At 61.5% G+C, this 23,100-nt stretch carries 18 protein-coding genes, 1 tRNA gene and 2 pseudogenes; 5 read left to right on the top strand and 16 right to left on the bottom strand.

The features are described 5' to 3' along the window. Position 1: 1 nt before the first annotated feature. From R3O64_RS03640 to R3O64_RS03625, 4 genes are read right to left on the bottom strand one after another with little or no spacing between them, the layout of a single operon-like run. Positions 2-808 (bottom strand): heme ABC transporter ATP-binding protein, encoded by an 807-nt coding sequence (locus tag R3O64_RS03640; protein ID WP_102234020.1) that lies wholly within the window; start codon positions 806-808, stop codon positions 2-4. Then, positions 808-1,851: a FecCD family ABC transporter permease gene (locus tag R3O64_RS03635; RefSeq protein ID WP_180963883.1), complete on the bottom strand. Its 1,044-nt coding sequence runs from the start codon at positions 1,849-1,851 to the stop codon at positions 808-810. Before R3O64_RS03635 ends, R3O64_RS03640 begins: the two co-directional genes overlap by 1 nt. Then, positions 1,844-2,902, bottom strand: a complete 1,059-nt coding sequence (locus R3O64_RS03630; RefSeq protein WP_070532438.1) for a heme/hemin ABC transporter substrate-binding protein — start codon at positions 2,900-2,902, stop codon at positions 1,844-1,846. Before R3O64_RS03630 ends, R3O64_RS03635 begins: the two co-directional genes overlap by 8 nt. A gap of 43 nt (positions 2,903-2,945) precedes the next feature. Further along, entirely contained in the window at positions 2,946-4,829 is a 1,884-nt protein-coding gene (locus R3O64_RS03625) for an HtaA domain-containing protein (RefSeq protein ID WP_070524721.1), read from the bottom strand. 125 nt (positions 4,830-4,954) lie between these two features. Here R3O64_RS03625 and R3O64_RS03620 point away from each other — a divergent pair, with 125 nt between their 5' ends. Beyond that, positions 4,955-5,476, top strand: coding sequence for a hypothetical protein (locus tag R3O64_RS03620; protein WP_070524723.1), 522 nt, complete (start codon positions 4,955-4,957; stop codon positions 5,474-5,476). An 18-nt stretch (positions 5,477-5,494) separates the two neighbouring features. Here R3O64_RS03620 and R3O64_RS03615 read toward each other — a convergent pair. From R3O64_RS03615 to R3O64_RS03585, 7 genes and pseudogenes are all read right to left on the bottom strand, one after another. Next, a pseudogene (locus R3O64_RS03615) lies at positions 5,495-5,905 on the bottom strand (Sir2 family NAD-dependent protein deacetylase); the annotation flags it as partial. Then, positions 5,803-6,579, bottom strand: coding sequence for a type I restriction endonuclease (locus R3O64_RS03610; RefSeq protein WP_070524725.1), 777 nt, complete (start codon positions 6,577-6,579; stop codon positions 5,803-5,805). The gene R3O64_RS03610 and the pseudogene R3O64_RS03615, both read right to left, overlap by 103 nt. Positions 6,580-6,588: 9 nt before the next feature. After that, positions 6,589-7,236: a restriction endonuclease subunit S gene (locus R3O64_RS03605; RefSeq protein WP_227485839.1), complete on the bottom strand. Its 648-nt coding sequence runs from the start codon at positions 7,234-7,236 to the stop codon at positions 6,589-6,591. A 90-nt stretch (positions 7,237-7,326) separates the two neighbouring features. Next, the gene (locus R3O64_RS03600) at positions 7,327-7,815 is read right to left on the bottom strand and encodes a restriction endonuclease subunit S (protein WP_232748495.1); all 489 of its coding nucleotides are present in this window, start codon (positions 7,813-7,815) and stop codon (positions 7,327-7,329) included. 7 nt (positions 7,816-7,822) lie between these two features. Further along, positions 7,823-10,363: pseudogene (locus R3O64_RS03595) on the bottom strand (type I restriction-modification system subunit M); the annotation flags it as partial. A 168-nt stretch (positions 10,364-10,531) separates the two neighbouring features. Then, positions 10,532-10,608: transfer RNA gene (locus tag R3O64_RS03590), tRNA-Met, on the bottom strand. A 157-nt stretch (positions 10,609-10,765) separates the two neighbouring features. Next, on the bottom strand, positions 10,766-13,744 hold the full coding sequence (locus tag R3O64_RS03585) for a UPF0182 family protein (RefSeq protein WP_339017313.1): 2,979 nt from the start codon (positions 13,742-13,744) through the stop codon (positions 10,766-10,768). A 123-nt stretch (positions 13,745-13,867) separates the two neighbouring features. Between R3O64_RS03585 and R3O64_RS03580 the strand changes: the two genes are divergently transcribed. Then, positions 13,868-14,458 (top strand): PPA1309 family protein, encoded by a 591-nt coding sequence (locus R3O64_RS03580; RefSeq protein ID WP_339017312.1) that lies wholly within the window; start codon positions 13,868-13,870, stop codon positions 14,456-14,458. A gap of 36 nt (positions 14,459-14,494) precedes the next feature. After that, entirely contained in the window at positions 14,495-15,226 is a 732-nt protein-coding gene (locus R3O64_RS03575) for a beta-N-acetylglucosaminidase (protein WP_425248913.1), read from the top strand. Between the two features lie 20 nt (positions 15,227-15,246). On the opposite strand, the gene R3O64_RS03570 is transcribed toward R3O64_RS03575, so the two are convergent. Next, positions 15,247-16,323 carry a PDZ domain-containing protein gene (locus R3O64_RS03570; protein WP_339017311.1) on the bottom strand — a complete coding sequence of 359 codons (1,077 nt, stop codon included), beginning with the start codon at positions 16,321-16,323 and terminating at the stop codon, positions 15,247-15,249. A 93-nt stretch (positions 16,324-16,416) separates the two neighbouring features. Between R3O64_RS03570 and R3O64_RS03565 the strand changes: the two genes are divergently transcribed. Further along, on the top strand, positions 16,417-17,835 hold the full coding sequence (locus tag R3O64_RS03565) for a zinc-dependent metalloprotease (RefSeq protein WP_070520214.1): 1,419 nt from the start codon (positions 16,417-16,419) through the stop codon (positions 17,833-17,835). Here the strand turns inward: R3O64_RS03565 and R3O64_RS03560 are convergent. Next, entirely contained in the window at positions 17,832-18,329 is a 498-nt protein-coding gene (locus tag R3O64_RS03560) for a M48 family metallopeptidase (protein ID WP_070520212.1), read from the bottom strand. The genes R3O64_RS03565 and R3O64_RS03560 overlap by 4 nt on opposite strands. Positions 18,330-18,403: 74 nt before the next feature. On the opposite strand from R3O64_RS03560, the gene R3O64_RS03555 reads away from it, so the two are divergent. After that, entirely contained in the window at positions 18,404-19,234 is an 831-nt protein-coding gene (locus R3O64_RS03555; protein WP_070520210.1) for a TOMM precursor leader peptide-binding protein, read from the top strand. On the opposite strand, the gene R3O64_RS03550 is transcribed toward R3O64_RS03555, so the two are convergent. The 3 genes from R3O64_RS03550 to R3O64_RS03540 are packed head-to-tail and all read right to left on the bottom strand — an operon-like array spanning position 19,231 to position 23,100. Then, positions 19,231-21,285, bottom strand: a complete 2,055-nt coding sequence (locus R3O64_RS03550; protein WP_070520208.1) for an ATP-dependent DNA helicase UvrD2 — start codon at positions 21,283-21,285, stop codon at positions 19,231-19,233. The genes R3O64_RS03555 and R3O64_RS03550 overlap by 4 nt on opposite strands. Continuing rightward, complete coding sequence (locus R3O64_RS03545; protein WP_070520206.1) at positions 21,254-21,988, bottom strand: NAD(+) diphosphatase; 735 nt, start codon at positions 21,986-21,988, stop codon at positions 21,254-21,256. Before R3O64_RS03545 ends, R3O64_RS03550 begins: the two co-directional genes overlap by 32 nt. Further along, the gene (locus tag R3O64_RS03540) at positions 21,988-23,100 is read right to left on the bottom strand and encodes a potassium channel family protein (RefSeq protein WP_070520204.1); all 1,113 of its coding nucleotides are present in this window, start codon (positions 23,098-23,100) and stop codon (positions 21,988-21,990) included. The genes R3O64_RS03545 and R3O64_RS03540 overlap by 1 nt, the downstream gene beginning before the upstream one ends.

The following is a 23,100-nucleotide window of genomic DNA, read 5'->3' as shown; positions in this document are numbered from 1 at the left end:
GTTAAGACTCCTTAAGTAGATCGACAAAAGACTGCTCGGGATCGGCGACCTGACATCGCGCGGGATGGACTGAGATGTGGCCGTCTGCCTTGCTCACCTGGATGGGCCAGCGATAGACCTGCGACAAAATCTCGTCGGTGTAGACCTCGCGCACCGGGCCGGCGGCGGCAACTGCCCCGTCTGCTAGGCACACGATGTGATCGCAATAGGCCGCAGCGGCGCCCAAATCGTGGAGTACCACCAGCACCGCCACTCCAGCCTGCGCCGCGATCGAGCGCACCAATCCCAAGACTTGTTCTTGGTGGCGGATGTCCAGCGCCGCAGTCGGCTCATCGAGAAGAATCACCGGGGTCTGCTGCGCCAGTACACGGGCCAACGCCACACGCGCACGCTCCCCGCCAGAGAGCGTGGCAATATCGCGGCCGGCCAAGTGCGTCGCATCCACCGCCGCAAGCGCTGCGTCGATGATCGCGTCGTCCTCGGCCTGCCTGGCGGTGCCCTCCCAAGGGCGCCGGCCCATGGCCACTACATCACGCACGAGAAACTGGAAGGACACAGTAACGTCCTGCAGCATCACCGCACGCGCACGGGCCAACGCCCCTGGGGAGGACACCGCCGGTTCCTGCCCCACGAGGGAAACGGAACCGGTGTAATCAATATCGCCGGCGATGGCCGCCAGCAGCGTGGACTTGCCCGCACCATTCGGGCCGATGAGGCCGGTGACCTCCCCTGGGCGGGCGACAAAGGAGACATCGGAAAGCAGGTTCCGCTCGCCGATCGAAACGGAAAGATTCGCAACGTTAATCATCAATGCATTCCCTTCTTCATCATCCGGCGCAACAGCACGAAGAAGGTGGGGCCACCCACGAGCGCGGTAAAGATACCGATGGGAAGGTCGGCGAAAGGAATGAGCGTGCGCGCAGCGACGTCGGCAAAGCCAATGAGTACGGCGCCCGCCACCGCAGAGGCCGGCAGCAAGACCCTGTTTTCTGGGCCGATGATCGTACGCAGCAGGTGCGGCACGATAAGGCCGACGAACCCAATAAGTCCGGCGAAAGCAACTGCGCCGGCGGTAAGGATCGCCGAGGCAGCGATGGCGATAATGCGCAGTCGCTTGACGTCGACGCCAGTGTGTTCCGCGGCGCGCTCGCCCAGCGCGAGCACATCTAGCTGGCGGCCAAGACGCAGCGCAATGGCCATCCCGAGGAGGGCGATGGGGAGGCCCACCCACACGTGTTTCCACTGGGAACCGTTGAGCGAACCCATTTGCCAAAAGATGATTTGCTCGCGGTTCGCGGTAGGCGCCAGGTACATCATGAAGGAGATGATGGCGTTGCACACCGCGTTGATAGCAATGCCGGTCAGGATCAGATTGACCACCGCCACACGCCCTCGTGAGCGCGCCAACTGGTAGATCAGCGCGGTAACCAGCAGCGCCGTAGCAAACGCCGCGAGCGGCACCGTGAAGGTACCCAGGACGGAGATATTAAAGACGATTACCACGGCCGCGCCTACACCGGCACCGGAGGTCACGCCCACGATGGAGGGCTCAGCCAGCGGGTTGGCGAACACGGCCTGCATGAGCGTGCCCGCCACTCCCAAGCACGCGCCGACCAAGAAACCGAGCAGAATGCGCGGCAGGCGGATCTGCCACACGACGTTGGCCGTCAAGCCACCGCCAGGGCCCGCGGCCATAATCTGCACCAAGTCACCCAGCGCGACGTAGTACTGCCCCAGCGCAAGCGACAGGATGAAGGCGACACCAAGCAGCACCCCAAGCGATACGAATACACCAACCCGCAGGCGGGAGCGCCGAGCGAAAACCTCCGTGGGGGCCGCCGGTTTAAGCATTGTCTGGGTCATAGATTGCCTGCGCAAGTTTGAGAAGGGTCTGTCCGGTCAAGGGCCCGAAGGCGAGCGATTGCCCGTCTGGGATGGTCACGATCCGCTGCTTTTGGCCCGCGGTGGTTTGTGCAATGCCGGGGCGCTCGAGGAGGCCTTCGACGCCGCCGGTCGACTCCAGGCCGCCCGTCATCATGATGATGACCTCAGGGTTAATCTTTGCCAAAGATTCGGCGTTGGCAGGTTCGGCGTAAGAGAGGTGGTATTCGGTGCCGAGGTCTACGCCGCCCACACCCTCAATGAGGTCCTTGGCACCCGTGCCTTCTCCCATGATGAAGAAGATGCCGCCGTTGCCGCGCGCGTAGAGGAACGCCATGCGCATTGGCTCCTCCGGCACGATGTCTGCGATGGCCGCCTTATCTTTTTCGATTTCTTCGACGGAGCGGTTGGCCAGCGTTTCGCCTTCGTCTGGCAGACCCACGACCGCGGCCAGGTTTGTGATGTCCTCGGCCACCGAGTCAATGGTGCGTTTCGGCTCCATGACCACGGTGGTCACCCCTGCGGCGCGAATCTGGTCGATGGCGTCGCGTGGGCCGATCGAATGATCGACGATGACCAGCGTGGGCCGGAGTTCGAGCACGGCTTCCACGTTGATGTTGTGTCCGCCCTGGGTCACGACGGGGCGATCGGCGATAGCGTTTTCCGTCGACGACACCGTGCGACCCACGATATTGTCCGTAAGCCCTAGGCCCTCGAGGGTTTTCGTATACGTACCGTAGAGATCCAATGCCACGATTCGGGACACATCCGTAACGGAGACGTCGTAGCCGTCAGCATCCGTGAGCTCTACCGGCAGCGCGGGAGTAGGCGACTCCGCCACCGCGACGACATCCTCGAAGTCCGTCACATTCGACACACCCGTAAACGAGCGCGGGTCTTTGGCCGACTGCGCGTCTGGGAGGGCGTCGCGCAGCTGCGCGTCTTGGGATTCATAGGCGCCTTGGACGCCGCACCCTGTGAGGGCGAAGACACACGCCAACGCCACCAAAAGTCGTTTCATGCGAAACGTATCCTTTCTCAAGTCTTGGGTAACAAGGGGTGCGCTACGCCGGGTTGCGCAGGACGACGGAGCCCATGGAACCGCCGGCGATGGCGAGGCCTGCGATAAGCAGCAGGAGCCACGTGCTCGCCTCCGGCGAGGAGCCCGCGGCCGCGGCCTTCTTGATCTGGAAGTTGCCGCTGCCGTCTTCATAACCAGACGTGCTCGTGCCGGCCGCGGCCTGCGGGCCGTCTCCCGCAGAGCTTTCCGATGCCGCCCGCTTTGCCGCCGCAGCGCTCTGACCGCCGGAGGTCGTCGCCGCACCAGTGTGTGCCGTAGTTCCGCTCGCCCCGGCGCAGTCCCCGGATCCGCCAAGTTGTGCATGCAACGAAAGCGGATCAAGGGTCGTGCCCGGCTCATAGAAATTCGCGAACGCATCATTGCCCGCTGCGGTCAGCGTGACGGTGGCTTCGCCGTCGACGGCGGAGTCACTCACGTCGAGCAGGCTAAACGACACGTCTCCGAGCACCGTGCGTCCAAAGTCCTTGCGCTCGCCCTCCATGTTGGAGGAACGCACGTCGGCGATGAGTTGACCGCTCGTCCCGTTGAACCGGACTTCCAGGTTCGCGATATTGAGATCGAGGACTCCGTTGTGGCCGGTAAAATGCATAGCGCCGCCGTAGCGGATGGAACCTGACTGCGCCGCAGTATCCACATCTCCGCCGGTGCCCGTGAACTGGAAACGCGAGTTGTCGTACCCTACGCCGTCGAGCGTCCAGGCGCCCTTGGCGATGGAGCCGGTGATATACGACTGGAAGGACTTCTTGACACCCCACTCGGCGGTCGCAGCCTGCACGCCCGTGGCTACGCAGGTTTCTGACTGCCCATCACTAGCCGCGGACCCGGGGTCCTGTGGCCGCGCGGTTCTTGTGGTTCCAGTAGCACCAGTAGTGCCGGAAGTACCCGAAGTACTGCCCGAAGTACTACCCGAAGTGCTCGAAGTACTACCCGAAGCACCCGAAGGGCTCGCGGTGCCCGAAGTGTTGGCTCCCGACGCGCCTGAACCACTCGTGGTGCTAGTGGTAGTGCTGGTGGTCGTGCCCGTGGCGGCTTCCGTGCGAGAACGGAAGGATTCTAGCTGGTCTAGGAAGGACTCCGTGTTGCCCATGAAGGTGGTCAGGCCATTCATGGTGTCGTTCGTTTCCTTCAGAATCGCCATGGCTTCTGCATTGCGACCAGTAAACGTGCCCGAGATTGTCCCCAAGGACTTCGAACCGCTGCCTGAACCGCCAGAGGACCCGCCGCAGCTGCCATCCGTGGCCACGGTCCCTGACGAGGGGTCCATCGACTGTCCCGACTCATAGGCAATGAAGAGTTTGTGTCCTTCGTCGGTGAGCGTGACGTCGCCGGAAAGGTCGAGCGTGTGCGCGGACGCGTCGACGGGTTGATCTAGATCGATCCCCGCGATGACCACGTTATCGCCGGTAATCTGCGGGCCGCGTGCGGACTTATCCACCATGTCAGATTCATAAGAGACGTAATCCACCACGATCGCCGCCCGGTTGCCGGAGGCCTGAATCTGCCAGTCTGTCAGCGTCATATCCAACAGATCGTCGCCGCCGTAGTTGTGTCCAGTGAAGTGGATGACGCCGCCGAAGGGGACGGTGACGGTATCGCCGTTTACGGAAGCCTTGCCCGGAGTGAAGGTAAAAGCACCGTCTGCGCCGGTTTCGGAACCGGTAAAACCAATGCCGTCCGTTTCCCACTGGCCCTTGGCGACTTGGCCTTGGATATAGCTTCGGTAGGACTGCTTAATGCCCCAATTCCAGGAGCAAGTGCCGGCAGCCGAGGCGACAGGAGCGTTGAGCGCGACCGAAGGGAGTGCGATGAGAGTACTGGCAGCAAGAGTGCCCAATATTCGACGGAGAATCACGGAGAGAGTCCTCATGAAGTATTGATGCGATGAACAAAAAGAATCAGAAGTTAGGCTACACATACCTAAGCAGTTTTGTATAGGCTATACTAACCTAGATTAGGTAAGCAACCCCCAACAAAGGACACCCTCATTCGGTCATGACATCGTCGTCTACCAGCGCCTTCAAAAATCTGTATCCCGACGTAGACCCCACGCGTGGGCTACCTCTCAGCGTCTCCGAGCGCCTTGCGCTGTCTCTCGCGCTCGCGATTGCAGCTTATGGAGCCGTCACCGCAGACATGCTCGTTGCAGGCGCCGGCGTGGCCTTCACCCTCATCGCCTCGGTGCTGCAACAGCACAAGACCGCGCGTCGGATTCGCTCCGAAGCGCGCACTCGCTTCCCCGGCGAAGACTGGGCCGAATACCGCGCCACGCGGCGGCTCAACCTCGGCGTCCTAGTCCCCTTGTGGGTCTGCATCATCATCGCCTTGTGCGCGGCCGGATACTGGTTCGTGCCGCTCGAATATGCAACTCCCGCCGCCATCGTCATCGCGGTTCTCGTTGCCCTGCTCGCCTGGTTCATGCCAGGCATCAGCCCCCTGTGGCGAGGCAAGCAGACCGATCCCCCGGCACCAGAGAAAAACACCGACACCGCAGTCATGTACTTCGAGAAGCTTTAGGCCTGCCGTACCCCAGCCTTACACATCAAGCAGATCCAGTAGCTCATCAAAAGCCGGCGCTACCTGCGTGCGCCACAGCGTCGTCGCCTTCGGGTCGCCGCGTCCGGGGCCGCCGTTCACCACAGAGACCTCTTTGCCCTGCTTGAGCGCGTCGAGCATGAAGCGATAGCCACTCATCACGGCGAGCGACGAACCGGCGACAAGCAGCGAGCGCGAGTCCGCAAGCAGCGCACGCGCGGCGTCCCGCCGCTCCACCGGAACCGGCTCGCCGAAGTAGACGACGTCCGGCTTGAGCAGCTCCGAACCGCAGCGGACGCACGGCGCCATCACGAACTCGTCGACCGCCTGCTGCGACAGCGCGACGTCGCCGTCCGGGTTAACTTCATCCGCGCGCACGACCCAGCGCTCCAGATAGCCCGGATTCGCGGCTCGTTGTTGAAGTCTGCCCAGTGGAAGAAGTAGTCCGGGTTGAACTTGCCTGCGCCCGGGTTGGCGAAGTAGATCGTCTCTTCTGGGGTCATGGCGACGAAGATTTGCACCAGTGAGAAGATTCCCTGGTAGACGCCCTCGTGGGCGTACTTGGCTATCTGGTTCGCACCTTGGGAGACCGGCACGCCGGAGCGCTTCAGCTCGATGTGGAAGACCGGCATACCGTTAATGAGCAGCATCAAGTCGCCACGTCGGGTGGGCAGCAGCTCATTGGCGGTCTGGAAGCGCGGCTGGACGGCAATCTGGTAGCGCGACTGGCCACCGGCAATCTCTAGGCGATCGTAGATTTTCAGGCTAACCTCAGAGCCGAAGTTGGCGGCCTGCGGTGCATCTCGGGTAATGGTCACGGTGCTACCGTTGATGAACTCGTTGAGCGCCAGCGGCGTACGCAGGTTGTTGACCTGCTCGATGATTTGCGCCATCTCGCCCTCGGTGAGCGGCACGTCGCCAAGCAGGTTACGGCCCCGGTTGTTGGCGTAAAGAATGTTCGCCCAGTTGTCGATGAGCTGCTGCTCTGTCGGGAAGCGCAGCAACTCCTTGCTCCAGCCGTGGCGGGTTAGCAGGTCGATGAGTACCGCCTCGAACTCAGCCTCAGAACGAAATGGTGTGGTCATAGCTGCTCCTTAGATGAACATCCGTTGCAGCAGCGCCGCCTTGGCCTGCTTAAGGGACTCGATGTACTTGGCCTCGGTAGCAATGAGCGTGTCCAGCCGTGTGAACACTGCACCGATGGCCTGTTGTTCTTCAAGGGTGGGTGGAATGGTAGCCGCCGCCTCTGCCAAGTGACGGGCGTTCAGTGACGGCAAAGCACCGCTCTGAGTGAATCGGGTCAGGTCCACCGTCTTGAGGTAGGTATCGGCAAACTGAACATCCCAAGATTTGGTGTCCAAGGAAAACGCCATGAGATTGTTGTCGAGGAGGAATGTATCGGTAGCGAGTCTTTTGCGCCCTAGGAAGACAGCAGCACCAACCTTGGCGAACAGAATCGCAGGTACAGCTGTTACAGGCACCCAGTGATTACGAACAATCTGTTCCTCCGTCACATAGTGGTTGGCGGAGCGCAGTTGCAGCTCATTCCCTGGTGCGGAGAGGTCCGATACCTTGTAGAAAGGTAGGCCTGCTTCCCCGCCTTGTTCACGTTCCGGGAATCCGACGCCTGACTTGAACGAGCCGAGTTCACCCAGTGTTGTCGTCTTCCACTCACCGTCGAAGCCCTCCAGCCGCAACTCCGGCACCGTCTGCCCCTCCTCCTGCGGGAACATCCGTTGCATGAGAGCAGTTTTGGCCTGCTGCAGGGCCTGGTGCTTCTTGGTGTGCTGGTTGATGGCATCGTCGAGGTTGGTGAAGATAGCGCCGATGGCCTACTGTTCTTCGAGAGCGGGCGGGAAATAAACAGCCTGATTGAACAGCTCAGTCTTCGTGATACCTTTGATGGTGCTACCCTGCAGCTGGTCAGCGAGTCCCTCCATACGCCGCTTAACAGTAAGAGCGATGTATTCAGGGTCACCGGAAAGGTCTGATAGCGATACAAAGTCCTGGCTGGTGGCGTAAGGGAACGGCATAAAAGAGACCTTGCCAACGCCAACACGAGTGACGACTGCAACAGAGTCGGCAGGAATCTGCATAGCAGCAGAGCGTGAAATAGCTTCCTCGGTGATGTGCTTACGAGGGGCGACCGGGGCGACCCCCTGCTCCGCAACATCAGAGGATTGAATCCAAGGGATGTCCCCGGACCAGTAGCCCGGTTCATCGCTAGATGGCGTACCGCCACCGTAAGTCCTTTCGCTGAGGTCTCCAATGGCTTTCAATTCCCACTCACCATCGAAGCCCTCCAGGCGCAGTGCGGGCACGTTGTGACTATGCATCGCGACCACCGCCCAGCAGCTCCTGGAGTGCAGCCACGGCCTGCATGTCGGCGGCGTTGCCGGTAAGCCCGCTCAGTAGGCCAGCGAGTTCTTGCTCCGTCTCGCGAATCTTCACGTCGAGGTCGGTCAGCGCGACGGCGTACTTGTCGTGCAGCGCCTGGACGCGGCCGGCCAGGCCTGCAAGCACGTGACCAGGGATTTCGCGCAGGTCATCCATAAGTGAAGTAATCCACTTGGCGGTGAGCACCTCATCGACCTGCGCTTCGGTAAGCGCTTCAATGGTCGCGTAGGTGTCTTTCTCCAACTGCTCTTGCGCAGCCTTGAGGTTCTTCTTGAGCTTGTCCCGCTGGGCGATAAGTGCCTTGGCGCTGAGCATGGCAGCCTCAGTGCTGTCCTCCGGCCAGGTCTCGCCCTTGGCCAGCTTCGGCAGGTCCTTGATGGCCTTGTTCAGCTCGGTCTTCTTGAAGGCGTCCTGCTTGTCGTTAAGTATCTCGGTCAGGTCGGTCTTGTCGACTTCGCTTAAGCCCTCGACAAGCTGTGTTAGCTCAGATACAGCTGTGTCCACGTCGCGACTTAGCTGCGTTACCTGGTCCTTCTGTTGCGCCAGGTAGAAGGTCTGCACCAACTCGTTGGGAGCAACGCGCCCGTCCCATCCGATTTGGACATAGACCTTTTTCTTTTCCTTGGTCTTCCACTCCATCACGGGGTGGTTGACCCGCAGGGCATCGAAGCCTTCGGTCTGGATGACTTCTAGGTCACCGGCGGTTTTGACCCAGCTGTCATGCAGTACCTGGTAGCCCTCGTAGGCATCAACCAACGGTACAGGGTCGAGTCGGTCGAACAGGTCTGCCTTAAGCTGGTCCTCGGTGGTGGTAATGGGCACGGTGGCCGCGCCGTCCACCAGCAGCGCGTGCAGCTTCTCCGGGAGGTCGGATAGTGCAGCGTCAACCTGGTTACGCAGTGCCTGGGCTGCAGGGTGCTTGTCGATGGTCTCGCGCAGGTTGGCGGTCTTCAGCTCCGCGTAGCCTTCTACCTTCTCGGTGAACAGCGCCTCACGCAGTCCCGGTAGGGCGGTCCAGTAGTGCTCCAAGGCGGCAATCTCACTGGTGGGGATGCCGCCGTGCATGGTGGCGTACAGGTCTACAGACTCTGGCGGCAGGGTGGCGGACACGTAGCGCGGGATGTTGAGGTTGTGGTCGTTGGCACGAATCTCGTCGCGGGTCACGACCTTAGCGAAGTGTGGCACGTCAACGCGGTTGCGGACGGCATCGACGATGCGCTGGATGTCGCGGGCACGCAGGTGGTTGTACTTACCCTGCTTGATGAAGCCCTGCGAGGCGTCGATGAACAGCACGTCATCGCGGTCACGTTCTTGCTTGAGCACCATGATGATGGTCGCGATACCGGTGCCGTAGAAGATGTTGGAAGGCAGGCCGATAATGGCATCGATGTGGTTGGCCTCGATGAGATTGCGGCGGATGTCGGCCTCCGAGCTGCCACGGAACAGCACGCCGTGCGGCAGGACGATGGTGAGGATACCGTCGGGTTTGACGTGGAACAGCTCATGCAGCAAGAAGGCGTAGTCGGCCTTGGTCTTCGGAGCTAGACCAAACCGTGCGAATCGCGGGTCAGCCTCGTTGCCTTCGGGTTCCCACTTCTGGGAGTAGGGCGGGTCGGAGACTACGGCGTCCACATAGAGCGGCTGGTAGGTCTGTACCGGGTCGAACTCGTCGAACATCGGCCAGTCATGGGCCAAGCTGTCACCGTTGCGGGCGACGATGTTGTCCGCCTTCACGCCGCGCATGACCAGGTTCATGCGGGTGAGGTTGTAGGTGTTCTCGCGCAGCTCCTGGGCGAAGTACTTAATACGGTCTGGGTCCCCCATGCGCTTGGCGACGGCATGGCCGATGTTAAGCAGCAGGGAGCCAGAGCCGGAGGTCGGGTCGTAAATCTGAATCTCGTCGCGGTCCTTGAGGTGGTCAGCGACGATGTTGCTCATGATGAGCGAGACCTCATGCGGGGTGTAGAACTCGCCTGCCTTCTTGCCCGCGTTAGCCGCGAACTTCTCGATGAGGTACTCGTAGATGTATCCCAGCACGTCATAGCCCTGCTTGCCATCAGTGGGGATGTCATCGATAAGGTCCAGTAGCTTCTTGATGGCTGAGGTACGGGCAGCGTCGGTTGTGCCCAGCTTCGACAGGCTGGTGTCCAGGGTGTTAAGGATGCCCTCGAAGACGTGCTTGTGCTCCGGGGCGATGTTGCGCTTGAAGGTAGCCAGGCCGTCGCGCACGTGAGCGATGGAAAAGTCGTTACCCATGTCCCGCCACGTCGAGTACAGGTTCTCGTAAGTGAGGAAGTAGCCCAAGTTGTTACGCACCAGGGCCACGGTGTCAGTGTCGGTCTCAACGAGCGCATCGGGCAGGTCTTCCGGTTCAGCGTCGTTATTGAGCATGAACTGCTCTACTTGGTCGGACAGGAACTTATAGAAGATGAAGCCGAGAATGTAGTCCTTGTAATCCTGCGCTTCGATCTTTGAGCGTACCGACGATACCGTACAGCGAGAAGATTTTACTTTCTAAGTGCATGGCTTGGGGGGAGCGGCGAAGTCCTACGTGGTGCAGGATTCAAAGCCCCAAATGGCGATTCCAGCACAAAACAGAAAAGGCCCCTACCGGTGTTTCCACTGGTAGGGGCGGGAAGTTGGTAGCGGGGGCAGGATTCGAACCTACGACCTCTGGGTTATGAGCCCAGCGAGCTACCGAGCTGCTCCACCCCGCGTCGAGATGTACTTCCGAACATCAAGCGCTTCAGCACACTGTGGTTAATCACTGGGATTGTTACCCCGTGTGCCGGCGACTCATGTAACTATACAGACGCCATGGCGCCTACCCAAATCCCCTGGGCAGGCGCCATTTTTCTGGACTATGCGGAGCTACTACTGAGACTGCAGCGAGCGGTACTCCTCCACTGCCTTGTCCAGCTCGTCCAAGGCCTTGCCGTACTCCTCAAAGGAACCGTTCTTAGCCTTGTCCACGCCATCGAGAGCCTTGTTGATGGCGTCGATAGCCTCGCCTTCACTCGATGCCTTCGGAGCGGAGGCCGGTGCGGAAGCGTCGGAGTCCTTGGAGTCAGCCGCATCCTTCTTGTCACCGCCAGCGTTTCCGGCCTGGTCACCGTCCTTGCCGGTATCGCCTTCGATCTCCGTAATGTTCTGAGCGGCCTTCGGGTCGATTCCAACCTGGTCGAGGGCCTCACCGATGGTCGGGGCATAGCCCACACGGCCCTTGTAAGAGACCAGCACGCGCAACAGCTTCGGGAACGCGGACTCTTGGCCCTTACGTTGCGAGTAAATCGGCTCGAGGTAGAGGATCTCCCCATCCCCCACCGGCAGCGCCAAGAGGTTACCGTTCTTCAGGTCATTCGACCCCTGCCACAGCGTGCGGTCACGCGCCACCTGGTCGGAAGACATCATCGCGTCCTGTGCCTGCTTCGGGCCCTGGGTCTGGGTATTCGTCGGCAGCACACGCACGGTGATGTTGCCGTAATTGTCCGGGTCCGAGGACACCGCCATGTGTGCGGAGAGGAACTGACGGTTCAGGCCACGGTAGGAAGTGATGAGCTGGAAGCTCGGCTTCTTGGTCTCCGGATCGGCAGCCAGCACGTAGTACGGTGGCTGGTTCAGACCCTGGGATTCACCGGCGGTGGGGTCCTCCGGCACGGACCAGAAGGCATCGTTGTTGAAGAAGACGCCCGGGTCATCCACGTGGTACTTGGCCAGCAGATTGCGCTGCACCTTGAACATGTCCTCCGGGTAGCGCAGGTGCTGGCGCAGTTCGTCGGAGATCTCCGACTCTGGCTTGACGACGCCCGGGAACACACCCTCCCACGCCTTGAGCACGGGGTCTTCGGTGTCGAACTCGTAGAGATCGACGGTGCCATCGTAGGCGTCGACAGTCGCTTTGACCGAGTTGCGGATGTAGCCCACCTGGTCGTTGACCAAGCGCTGCGTCGTGCCCGTCGGGTTCTGAGTGTCCTGGGTGGTCTCCGTCAGGGAGGTGCGCTGCGAGTACGGCAAGGAATCCAGTGTGGTGTAACCGTCCACGACCCACTTGACGCGGCCGTCGATAACCGCCGGGTAGGTGGAGGAATCCGTGGTCAGCCATGGGGCGACCTTCTCCACGCGCTCGCGCGGATCGCGGTCATAGAGCAGCTTGGATTCCGAGCCAACACGGTCCGAGAGTAGGAAGTTTAGCTCCTGGTATTTCAGGGCGTAGGCGGTGCGGTCGACGATGTTTCCGATGTCTACGCCGCCCTTACCGTCGTAGGTGTAAGTGGAGGTATCGGTATCGTATTCCACCGGTTTATCGCCGGTCTTGCCCACGATGGCGTAGTCCATGCCATCCTGTGCGCTAGCGATCACAGGGCCGAAGTAGGTGCGCGGCTGGTCAACCTTGATGCCGAGGGATTCCTCAGCGTTCTTGGTCTCGCCCTCGCCTTCGGCGTCCTTGCCCGCCTGGGTCTGCAGGTCAGCAACAGTGAAGATGGGGAAACCACCGCGGGCGGAGCCGGCGTCACGAGCCACCTCATCGACGGTATTTGCCTGCGCGGCGATAAAGCCGTTGCCGTGGGTGTACACGGTGTGGCGGTTGATCCAGTTTTGCTGGTTCTCCTGCAGCTCGTTGGGGTCCAGCTCGCGCGCGGCAACCACGAAGTCACGCAGCTCGCCGTCGATTTCATAGCGATCCATGGCTAGCGTTTCTGGGAAGCCGTAGAAGTTCTTCAGCTGCTGCATCTGGGTGAACGTCGGCGCCAAAATGTCCGGGTCCAGCAGGCGCAGGTTGGAGATGGTGGAGTCATCGGAGGCGACCTTGTCATCGGAGACGTCGTCAGCACCCCAGTTCTCCTCGTAGGTCACCTTGTCATCGGTGAGGCCATAAGCAAAACGCGTGGACTCAATGTTGCGGGAGATGGACTCCGCCTCTTTAGCCTGGCGGTTCGGGTTCACGGAGAAGCGCTCCATGATGAGCGGCCAGCCCTGACCAATAACCAAGGAAGACAGCACCATGAGCACCACGGCCAGGCCGGGGATGCGCAAGTCCTTGATCACGACGGCAGAGAAAATCGCCACGGCCACGAACACGCCGATGATCATGAGAATGGTCTTCGCCGGCAGGTAGGCGTTGATATCCGTGTAGGAACCACCCGTAAACAGCGAGTGCTGGTTATACAGCAACTCATAGCGGCCCAGCCAGTATCCAGCCACCTGAAGCAGCATCCAGATTCCGGCGGTCACGGCAAGTTGAGTGCGCGCCGACTTCGACAGCGAACCACGCACACCCGCGGCGCGGTTACCCAGGCGAATGCCACCGAGAATGTAATGCCCCACGAGTGCGATGAGGAAGCACACGGCAACCAGCATGGAAGCAGCGCTGACCAGCATCGACCACACCGGCAGGCGGAAGGCGTAGAAGCCGAGATCGTGGTTGAACTGCGGGTCCGTCACCCCAAAATCGTGGGAGTTCAGAAAGAGCATGACGGTGCGCCAATTTGCCTGGCCCAGCAGACCAGAGACAACACCAACGAGGACCGGGATGACCTTGAGGAAGACCCTCATCGTGCTTTCAATGGATTTGCGATATTGATAAACCGGGGAATTGAAATCCGCCATGTCCATCGAATCGCCGCGCCCACGCCAGACAATGAGCCCCGCTACGTAGGTGACGGCCGCCGCCACTAGTCCGAAGAGGACGAAGAGCACGATGCGCATGATCAGGGTCTTGGTGAAGACCCCGCGGTACTCAATCGCGCCGAACCACTTCCAATCCGTATAGAAGCCCACGAGCATGGGGCCAATGAACAAGAGGACCGCGATGATGGCGACAACCCACGAGAGAAACTTGGGCGGACGTTTCATCGGGGCGGTGGGTCGGTTGAGTCCGGAAGCCAACTCCAGCTCCAATCAAGTGTCGTGCGAATATAGAGGTATCAAGCTTCTAGTCTAGAGAAGCACTATGACCGTCAACGAACAAGGACGCTTATGAGTTCCCAACCTTCCTCCCAGCCCGCTGTACACCGCGCGCTCAACAAGGCCATGCGCGAGGCCGTGGATTTCATCCACGCCGAGGGCTGGGATGCCCCGCCAACTCTCTTTGCGCTCGTGCCCACCGAGCTGGTGGCCGCCCAGCTTGGGGACGTCGACGACTCCTCTCCCCTCACCCTCGTGGTGCAGGAATTGCCGGAGGGCATCGAGCCGGGCTCGGAGCACCTCGCGGACTACGTCTCGCGGCTGGCGTGGCCGCGGGAGATCGCCGGCGTCATCCTGGCTCAGGAGATCATGTTCAAGGACACTGCGGACGCCGCGCTTGGCGACGCACGCCCCGCCCGCCTCTTCTCCGGAGTCCTGCGGGCTACCGCCATGGCCGGCAGCTCCACAGCCGATACGGAGAATGCCGACGAGGACGGCGCTGAACTCACGCTTCTGCAGCTGCGCCCCACGGAGGAGGAACTGGCAGAAGCTGGCCCCTTCGCGCAGGACGATATTCAACTGCGCGGCGGCCCAAACGTGGCACCGGGGGTCATCGCCGCCCTGCGCTACGGATTGGAGCAAGATCCGGAGGAGATGCTCTAATCGGCTCAACCTCTAATCGACTAAACTCAGTCTGCAGTGGCCATTAACGCTCAGCTCTCGGGGCTGGGCACGGAATCGATAGAGGAGTCTCTCGTGCGCTTGACATCTCGCTTCACCGCCGCAGCATCGGCCGTGCTTGCCACCGGCTGCCTGCTCACCGCATGTGGGAAGGACGATGCGCCCTCCCCTGAGCCGGCTCCTGCAAGCGAAGAAACCACTGCAGCCGCGGAGAAATCCAGCGCGCCGGCCCCGGCAACCACTGCCGAGGAATCCGAGACGCTCTCTCCTGCCGCATCCGAGACTGAGACCAGCTCGGACGCGGAGGATGAATCCTCAACCCGCAACCCCGCCGACCGAAAAGACAAGGACTCCAGCGAGTCCTCTGAACCAAGCGGCACATTCACTGATTCCGTGGAGCAGGCTTATGAGATCTTCGGTGGGCTCGTCCCGGAGGAGATCTTCGCTCAATTCGACCGCTGCGATCCCAACGGCGTGACGGATTCCTTCAACTGCTCCGGTTCCGAGGTGGGACAGTTCCAGTTCTTCAAGTCCAAGACCAAAGCTTCCCAGACCACTCAAGTTCTCACCGAGCTGCGCAGCTCCCGCGTCATCGAGGACAGTGGCAACCGCGTGGTGGGCTGGTCCATGCTGGGCAACACGGCCATCCTCACCGTCGTGGACAACGACGAAGGCCTCATCATGCAGCAGATGATCTCCACGGACCAGGACGATCCGGAAGAGCGCCTCAAGGAGCTTGGCTTGGTCTAGGACCGCAACTTCCTTTAGGGCTAGCCTTCGCAGGTCTCGACGGGCTTGCCCTCTGCAAAGTCGTGCATGGCCGTGATGGCGTCATCCAGCGTGTGGACCTTGGCCACCACCATGTCGCCGGTGCCACGGCTGACCGCCTCCGCGCAATTATCTGCAGGTGCGAGGAAGAGCTCGGCGCCCGCTTCCTGCGCTGCGTGCACCTTGTGGACAATGCCACCGATGGGGCCGACCTCGCCGTCCTCACCGATTGTGCCCGTGCCGGCAACAAACCGGCCGCCGGTGAGATCCTCATCGGACAATTTGTCAATCACCGCCAATGTAAACATCATTCCGGCCGACGGTCCACCGATGTCCTGTAGGTTGTAATCCACGGTGATGTCTTCGGTGGGCACTGAGGTCATGAGGATGCCCAGCAAAGCTACGTCGTCGTGCTCTGGGTGTGCGCCGAGGGTCACCGGGACTGTCTTCTCCTCGCCCTTGCGAATAATCCCCAGCTTCACCTCATCACCGGGCTTAAGAGCTTGGATCTTCTCCTGTACCTGGCCAGGCTCCGTGACCTTGTCGCCGTTGACGGCGGTGATGATGTCGGCGTCGTCAAGCGCGCCCGCAGCGGGGCTGTCATCGAGCACCTGAGCCACCTCGATACGCACGGGCTTGTGCAGGTAGTCCATGGCGGCGACGGTAGCCGCCGACTCAGACTGGGTAAAAGCCTGTTGATTGGCTTCCTGAACTTCCTCATCCGTCTTGCCTTGCGGGATGACGCTGCCGATGGGGACGATGGTGTCATCGGTGAAAAGCCACCGACCGACGGCCTGCGCTAGCGTCATGTTGGTGCGCACGGAGACCGTCGTCATGTTGAGATGCCCCTGCGGCTGGAACGTTTCCGGGGCCTCGACGTTGACCACCGGCTCCCCTTCCACTTCACCCAATGTGTCCACGGTAGGGCCTGGTCCTTCGGCGGCGTACGGCACCGACAGGGTGATGTCGGTGCCGGGGATGTGGTCGACGCTGAGCAGGGCTCCCGTCAACACCACCGGAATGGCTCCCCACGTCAGGGTGGACAGGCGGCGGGTTCGGGGGTTCTGCGAAGATTTCACGGAGGATCAGCCTACAGCCTCGTGATGCTTGTTCGCTCTCAGCGTTGCCGTGGTCCTAGAATCCGCGCCAGGAAACCTAGTAGATTAGGCCCCATGAGCAACGGATTCGGTTTTTCCTTCCCCAATAACGACGATGACGATGATAACGATCGTCGCGACCAGAACCCGTTCGGCGCCTTCGGCTTCAGCGCGGGCAACGGTGGCCTAGGAGACTTGTTGAATCAGTTTGGCCAGATGCTCTCCGGCATGGGTTCCTCCATGAATTCCCCGGAGGGTGCCGGCCCGGTCAACTATGACCTGGCCAAGCGCATCGCGCACCAGCAGATCTCCGGCGATAAAGAGATCAATGATAAAGACCGCACTGCAGTGCAGGAAGCCGTGCGGTTGGCGGAACTGTGGCTGGATGATGCCACGATTCTGCCCACCGCATCCGGCACCGTGACCGCGTGGAATTCTGCGCAATGGTTGGATGAGACTCTGCCGATGTGGCAGCGCATGGTCACCCCGGTGGCGGAGCACATGAACTCCGCGCAGCTGGAATCCCTGCCGGAAGAAGCTCGCGAGATGATGGGGCCGATGACCTCGATGATGAACTCGATGTCCGGCATGAATTTCGGCATGAAGCTGGGCCATGCCCTGGGTGACTTGGCCGCGCAGGCGCTCACCGGTTCTGACTTCGGCTTGCCGGTCTCCCCCGCAGGCACCACCGCACTCTTGCCGCACAACATCCAGGCCATCGCGCGCGATCTCAACGTTCCGGGCCAAGAAGTGTTGGTCTATATCGGCGCCCGTGAGGCCGCCCGCCAGCGCCTGTTCAAGCACGTGCCGTGGTTGGTTGAGCGCCTCGTCTCCTCCGTGGAGGAATACGCCATGGGCTTGGTCATCGACACTTCTCACATCGAGGAAGCCACACGCGAGCTCAACCTGGAGTCCGGTGACCCGCAGGCCATCCAGGATGCGATGAACAAGCTGCAAGGCATGGACCTGTCCCCGCGCATCACCTCCCGCAATGCGGGCGCGGCTTCCCGCTTGGAGACTCTCCTGGCACTCGTCGAGGGCTGGGTCGAGCACGTAGTGACCGAGGCCCTGGGTGAGCGCATCCCGTCCACGAAGGCGATGAATGAGGCGTGGGCTCACCGCCGCTCCACCGGTGGTTCTGCGGAGAAGGCCTTCTCCCAGGTCGTTGGCATTGAGCTAAACGCGCCGAAGGTAGAGGCGGCAGCTGAGCTGTGGCGCCGCGCCACCGTCGCAGTGGGCGCCGATAAGCGTGACTCCGCCTGGGACCACCCGGACCTGCTACCTACCGCAGAGCACCTGGAGAACCCGGCTTCCTTCATCGACGGTTTGCTCGATGACACCCCCGACGAGGGCTTTGAAGAAGAGTTTTCCAAGCTGGAGGAGATGCTCCGCCAGCAGGACGCCAGCGCCAGCGATGCTGCTGGCGAGGACAAGAACACGGACGCTGGCGAGGATAAAGAAAACAAAAAGGACAAGCCGGAAGACGAGAACTAGCGGAAGCGCTGGTAGGCCTCGAGGTATCCCTTCGCGCGCTCGGCTTTGGGGGCTCGATCGGCCCACTCCCAAAACTCCGGGCCATGGCCCGGGATGAAGGTGTGTGTTAGCTCGTGGATGATGACGGCGTCGAGGACGTAGTCGGGAACATCCTGCAGCCGGTCAGAAATCCGAATATCTCCCGTTGAGGTAGTGCAACTACCCCAGCGGGATTTTTGGTTACTCACCCACCGGATGGATCCCACCGTGGCGCGGCCCTCCAGAAAGCGGGCATTCAGGGTACGGGCGCGAGAGGACAAGGAGTCGTCGGAAAGCTGCGAAGAGCTGTGCTTCTTGCGGACCTTCGCCACGATGCCATCCACTGCTTCACGTTCCTCCGCCGCCGACATCCAGGCGGGGATGCGCACCTCCACGACGCCATCAACGACGCGGGCTTGGACAGTGCGGCGGCGCCGGGCGGAGCGGATAACGCGTACCTCGGGATTGCTCGACATGACAGGGCATTCTACCTGTGGTGCAATGGTGGCTAAACACAACTGGGGTGGGTTAAAGAACGGGGAGGAAAATCATGGGTGCTAAGACGTACATGTTGGCGCCAGAAACCGTGGTCATTGAACGCGAGCCTGGAATTCTCCAATGTGGGATGGATGCCACGCGCGTTGGGGTCTTCGAAGCCCACCCGCAGCTGGCGGGGCTGCTCAACCGGCTGCGCACTCCGCTGACCCGGCAGACCATTGAAAAGTCCATCGAGAACACAGGCGTTAGCGCCTCCGCTGCTCGCAGTCTGGTCGATGATCTGATTAGCTACCGCGTTCTGTGGCCGGCTCCCCGTCCCCAGCGCGTGGCGGTTTTGGGAACCTCGGTCCTGGCTAATGAGCTGCGCGACGTCCTGCTTAGCGATTCCTTCCAACCCCGTTCCCCTCTCCACAGCGAAACCCCCGCCGAGTACATCGCGAACGTGGCCGGGCACCTGCCTATCGTGGCCGTCGATATGTTGGATGGCGCCACGGAATGGGCACAAGCACTGAGCAATTCCCCGGCGACCTGGCTGCCAGTGTCCATGCTCGATGCCCGCGGCATCATCGGACCGGTCCGCGTAGCTGGAGCCGGTCCCTGTCCGATGTGCGCGCACCTGCACCGCATCGAAGCTGACGAGCAGTGGCACGAGGTGGCTCACCGCGCCGCAGCGGTAGAGCCACCGGGTGATCCCATCGTGCGCACGGCGATAGTGATGCATGCGGTGGTGACCATTCGCCGGCTCTTGGGAAGACCCGCCCCACCCGGGGCACCCGGCGGTAAACCGCTAGCTGGTGAGCTCACGGAGATAGACCTCTACGGCATGGAGCAACGCCGCCTGCTCATTGAACACCCGCGCTGCGCGTACTGCGCCGGTGTTTAAGCGCGGGCAGACGCGATGATCTGCAGCACCTCCGCGCCATAGCGCTCCAGCTTGGAAGGGCCTACCCCGGAGATATCGAGCAGCTCCGCTTCGTTTGTGGGAAGCGCCTCCGAGATCGCTTGCAGGGTAGCGTCAGAGAACACGACATAAGCAGGTACCTGAGAGTCCTTCGCCACGGACGCGCGCCACGCGCGCAGTGCGTTGAAGACATCCTCATCGCCCTCGTATTCACACCACTCGTGGCGGCCTAAGACCTTTTCCGCTGGGCTGCTGAGCTGGCCCGAGCACACCCGGCAGCGGCGCGGGCGATAGCGGCGGTTGGAGGACTGGCTTTCTTCGATTCCTGGCACCACGCCATCCAAGAAACGAGTGCGCTCACGCGAGGCTCGCGAGCCGGTGGTCTTTGCCAACGCCCACGACAGAGCTAGGTGTTCGCGGGCACGGGTAATGCCGACATAAAACAGGCGGCGCTCCTCCTCCACGTGCTCATCGCCGGCCTTGATGGCGTGGTTGATGGGCAACAGTTTTTCGGTGAGGCCCACGAGGAAGACCGCATCCCACTCCAAGCCCTTGGCTGCGTGGATGGTGGCCAAGGTGACGCCCTCCATCGTGGGGTTGTGCTTATTTTCGGAACGGCGGTGCAGCTCACCGAGCACGCCGGGAAGATCGATGCCTTCGTTGTCCTCCACGATTTGTGCGATGAGATCCACCAGTGCGGTGAGCGACTGCCAGCGCTCACGGGCCTGCGCGCCCTGCGGCTCCGTGGCGGACAGTCCCAGCTCCACGAAGGCCGCGCGCGCCACGGCCACCGGATCGTTCGGCAGATCATCGCGGCGCGTGGCGGCGATGAGCACGCGGATGGCCTCCAAGATCTCTGGGCGGCGGAAGAAGCCTTCGCCGCCGCGGACCTGGTAGACCACTCCGGCGTCGGCAAGCGCCTGCTCAAACTGCTCCGACTGCGCGTTGATGCGGTAGAGGATCGCAATCTCCGAGGCCTTAACTCCCTGGTTGAGCAAGGTCAGAACCTGGCCCGCGACCTCCTTGGCCTCAATCTCCTCAGACTCATAGGCCTTAAACGTGGGCTCGGGGCCGGGCTCGCGCATACCCTGCAGCTCCAGACGGGTTCCCGCAGCGCGGCCCGAAGCCTTTGAGATAACTTCGTTGGCCAAGTCCGTCACCTGCGGGGTGGAGCGGTAGTCTCGCTGCAACTTCACCACAGTGGCCTGCGGATAAGTGCGGGAAAAATTCAGCAAGTACTCCGGGGAAGCCCCGTTGAAGGAGTAAATGGTCTGGTTAGCATCGCCCACAACCGTCAGGTCATCGCGCTCACCCAACCACGCCTCCAATACTCGCTGCTGCAGCGGCGTGACGTCCTGGTACTCATCCACCACGAAGGTGCGGTACTGCTCGCGGAAGACCTCTGCCACCGAAGGAACGTTCTCGATGGCACCGGCGATATGCATGAGCAAATCATCGAAATCGAGGTACATGACATCCGGGGTGGCCTTCATGTCCTCATAGCGGCGGAAGACCTCCGCCACCTTGGCCGGGTCCCCCGGTGCCTCGCGGTCCGTGGATTCGATGATGCCGGGATAACCCTCGGGGCTGATCAGCGAGGACTTTGCCCACTCGATTTCCCCCAGGAAGTCACGGATGGTGTCCTTGTTGTTGTCCAATCCGAGTGAGCGCACCGCGCGCCCCACGAGGCTGAACTTGTTGTCGATGAGCTGCCAAGGCAGATCCCCCGCAACCTGCGGCCAAAAGTACTTCAGCTGACGGCGCGCCGCGGCGTGAAAGGTTTGGGCCTGCACTCCCCCGACGCCCATGTGATTGAGACGCTCGCGCATTTCGCTTGCGGCACGAGTAGTAAACGTGACGGCCAGAACGCGTTGTGGGTTGACGAAGCCCTGGTCCACCATGTGGGCGATGCGATAGGTAATCGTGCGCGTTTTGCCCGTACCGGCACCCGCGAGGATGCAGACCGGGCCGCGCGGCGCCGTGGCTGCGGCCCGCTGGTCTTCATCGAGCAGGGACAGATCCGGTCTCATCACCGTGGAACCACTCCATAATCATCGTGTGTGCAATTGAGCCCTTACGGGCAATGGTCAGTTCTGGCAGTTCAGCGCGGGACACCCACCGCACTTCCGCGAGCTCTCCGTCAGTATCGCACACGGGCCGGACATCCTCCGTGACCGCGGAAAAGCCCACCATCAGCGAACCACTCGGTGGCCAGGGTTGCGAGCCCCAGTAGGTAACTGATTCAACGCGGCGACCGGTTTCTTCCAAAGCCTCGCGGACCATGGCTTCTTCGAGGGTCTCGCCGGGATCGACATAACCGGCAATGAGTGAAAAGAACCCTGAACGGTGCCGGTTGCGAGCCAGAAGAATACGGTCCGTTTCCGGGTGGCGGATGATGCCGATGACGGCCGGATCGAGGCGCGGGAAAACGAGGCGCTCGCCGTCGTGGCCCACGGCCCCCGGGGCAGGATAGGACAGCTCACGCCCAGTGCGCGGATCAAAGCGCGCTTCACGACGGTTACGAATCAGGTGCAGCGCTTTGAGGATATCGCGCTGCCCGTTGAAGAAGGTGGCATCGCGCAACGTCCCGAGCCGCTCGGCGGACTCAGTGTCCACGAGGAAAGCGTGAATAGCCCCGGCTGTCACCACGATATCCCCGGCCGGCTCAGCCAGGTAAACAGGTTGCCCTTGTGGCGTTACCGGAACGCGGCCGGCTTCGGTGACGGGCAGGAACATTAGTTGCCTTCGTCCTCATCTTCATCGGTATCTTCCGCGGCTTGCTGCATCTCGTGCTTGATGTAGAGCAGGCGGTCACCGGGCTTGAGCGCGTAAGCATCTGCCGTGTCGACGCGGTGCAGCTCGTTGTTGCGCAGGACGGCCAGGACGATGTCCGCGAGGTGGCGCGGGTTAGAGCCCACCTCGAATTCGCGTACAGCGCGCTCGGCCACGGAGAAGCCCTCATTCGGAGAGAGGAGATCCTCCATCATCTCCACCACCGTTGGGGTGACGGTGGCAAGGCCCAGGAGGCGGCCGGCCGTTTCCGCGGAGGTGACCACCGAGTCGGCACCGGACTGCAGGAGGAGGTGGCGGTTTTCGGATTCGCGCACAGACGCGACAACCTTGGCCTTCGGATTGAGCTCGCGCACAGACAACGTGCACAGCACCGCGGTATCGTCCGTGGACGGCGTCACCACCACGGAGGAGGCGTGCTGCGCGCCGGCGATGCGCAGGACATCCTGTTTGGTTCCGGAGCCATAGATGGTGACAAGGCCATGGTGCTCGGCGCTGGCTAGGGCCGCACGGTTATTGTCTACGACCACGATTTGGGAGGCTGGGACGTCATCGGCGATAAGCGCGGCGACCGCACCGGCGCCCTTGGTGCCATAGCCGATGACGACGGTGTGGTTACGCAATTGCTTTCTCCAATTCTGGATTTCAAACGTGCGACGGGCTCGATCCGTCAGAACCGACAAGGTAGCACCGACCAACAAAACAAGGAAGAGCAGGCGGGCCGGAGTAACAATAACGAGGTTGATAAAGCGCGCCGTGGGGGTCACAGGGACGATATCGCCGTAGCCCACAGTGGTCAACGACACCGCTGAATAATAGGCGGCATCGAGGAAGGACAGGTCTTCGCTGTAGCCATCGCCGTCGAAAAAGACGACGATGGTGACGAAGACCAACAGCCCCATGGCCCAAATAACGCGGCTTGCCAGCTGTTTCCACGGGCTGGTGCTCTGCGTGCGCGGAATCGTGATGACGTCGATCAGCGCATGATCTGGCTGCGAGGTCAGCTCAACCTGCGACAAGAAACGCGATGTAAAGCGTTTACCTAAGTGCTTGGGCAC

This window comes from Corynebacterium hesseae, assembly GCF_037850265.1.
In the GTDB taxonomy this organism is placed as follows: domain Bacteria; phylum Actinomycetota; class Actinomycetes; order Mycobacteriales; family Mycobacteriaceae; genus Corynebacterium; species Corynebacterium hesseae.
This window is presented reverse-complemented; position numbering and strand designations above follow the sequence as displayed.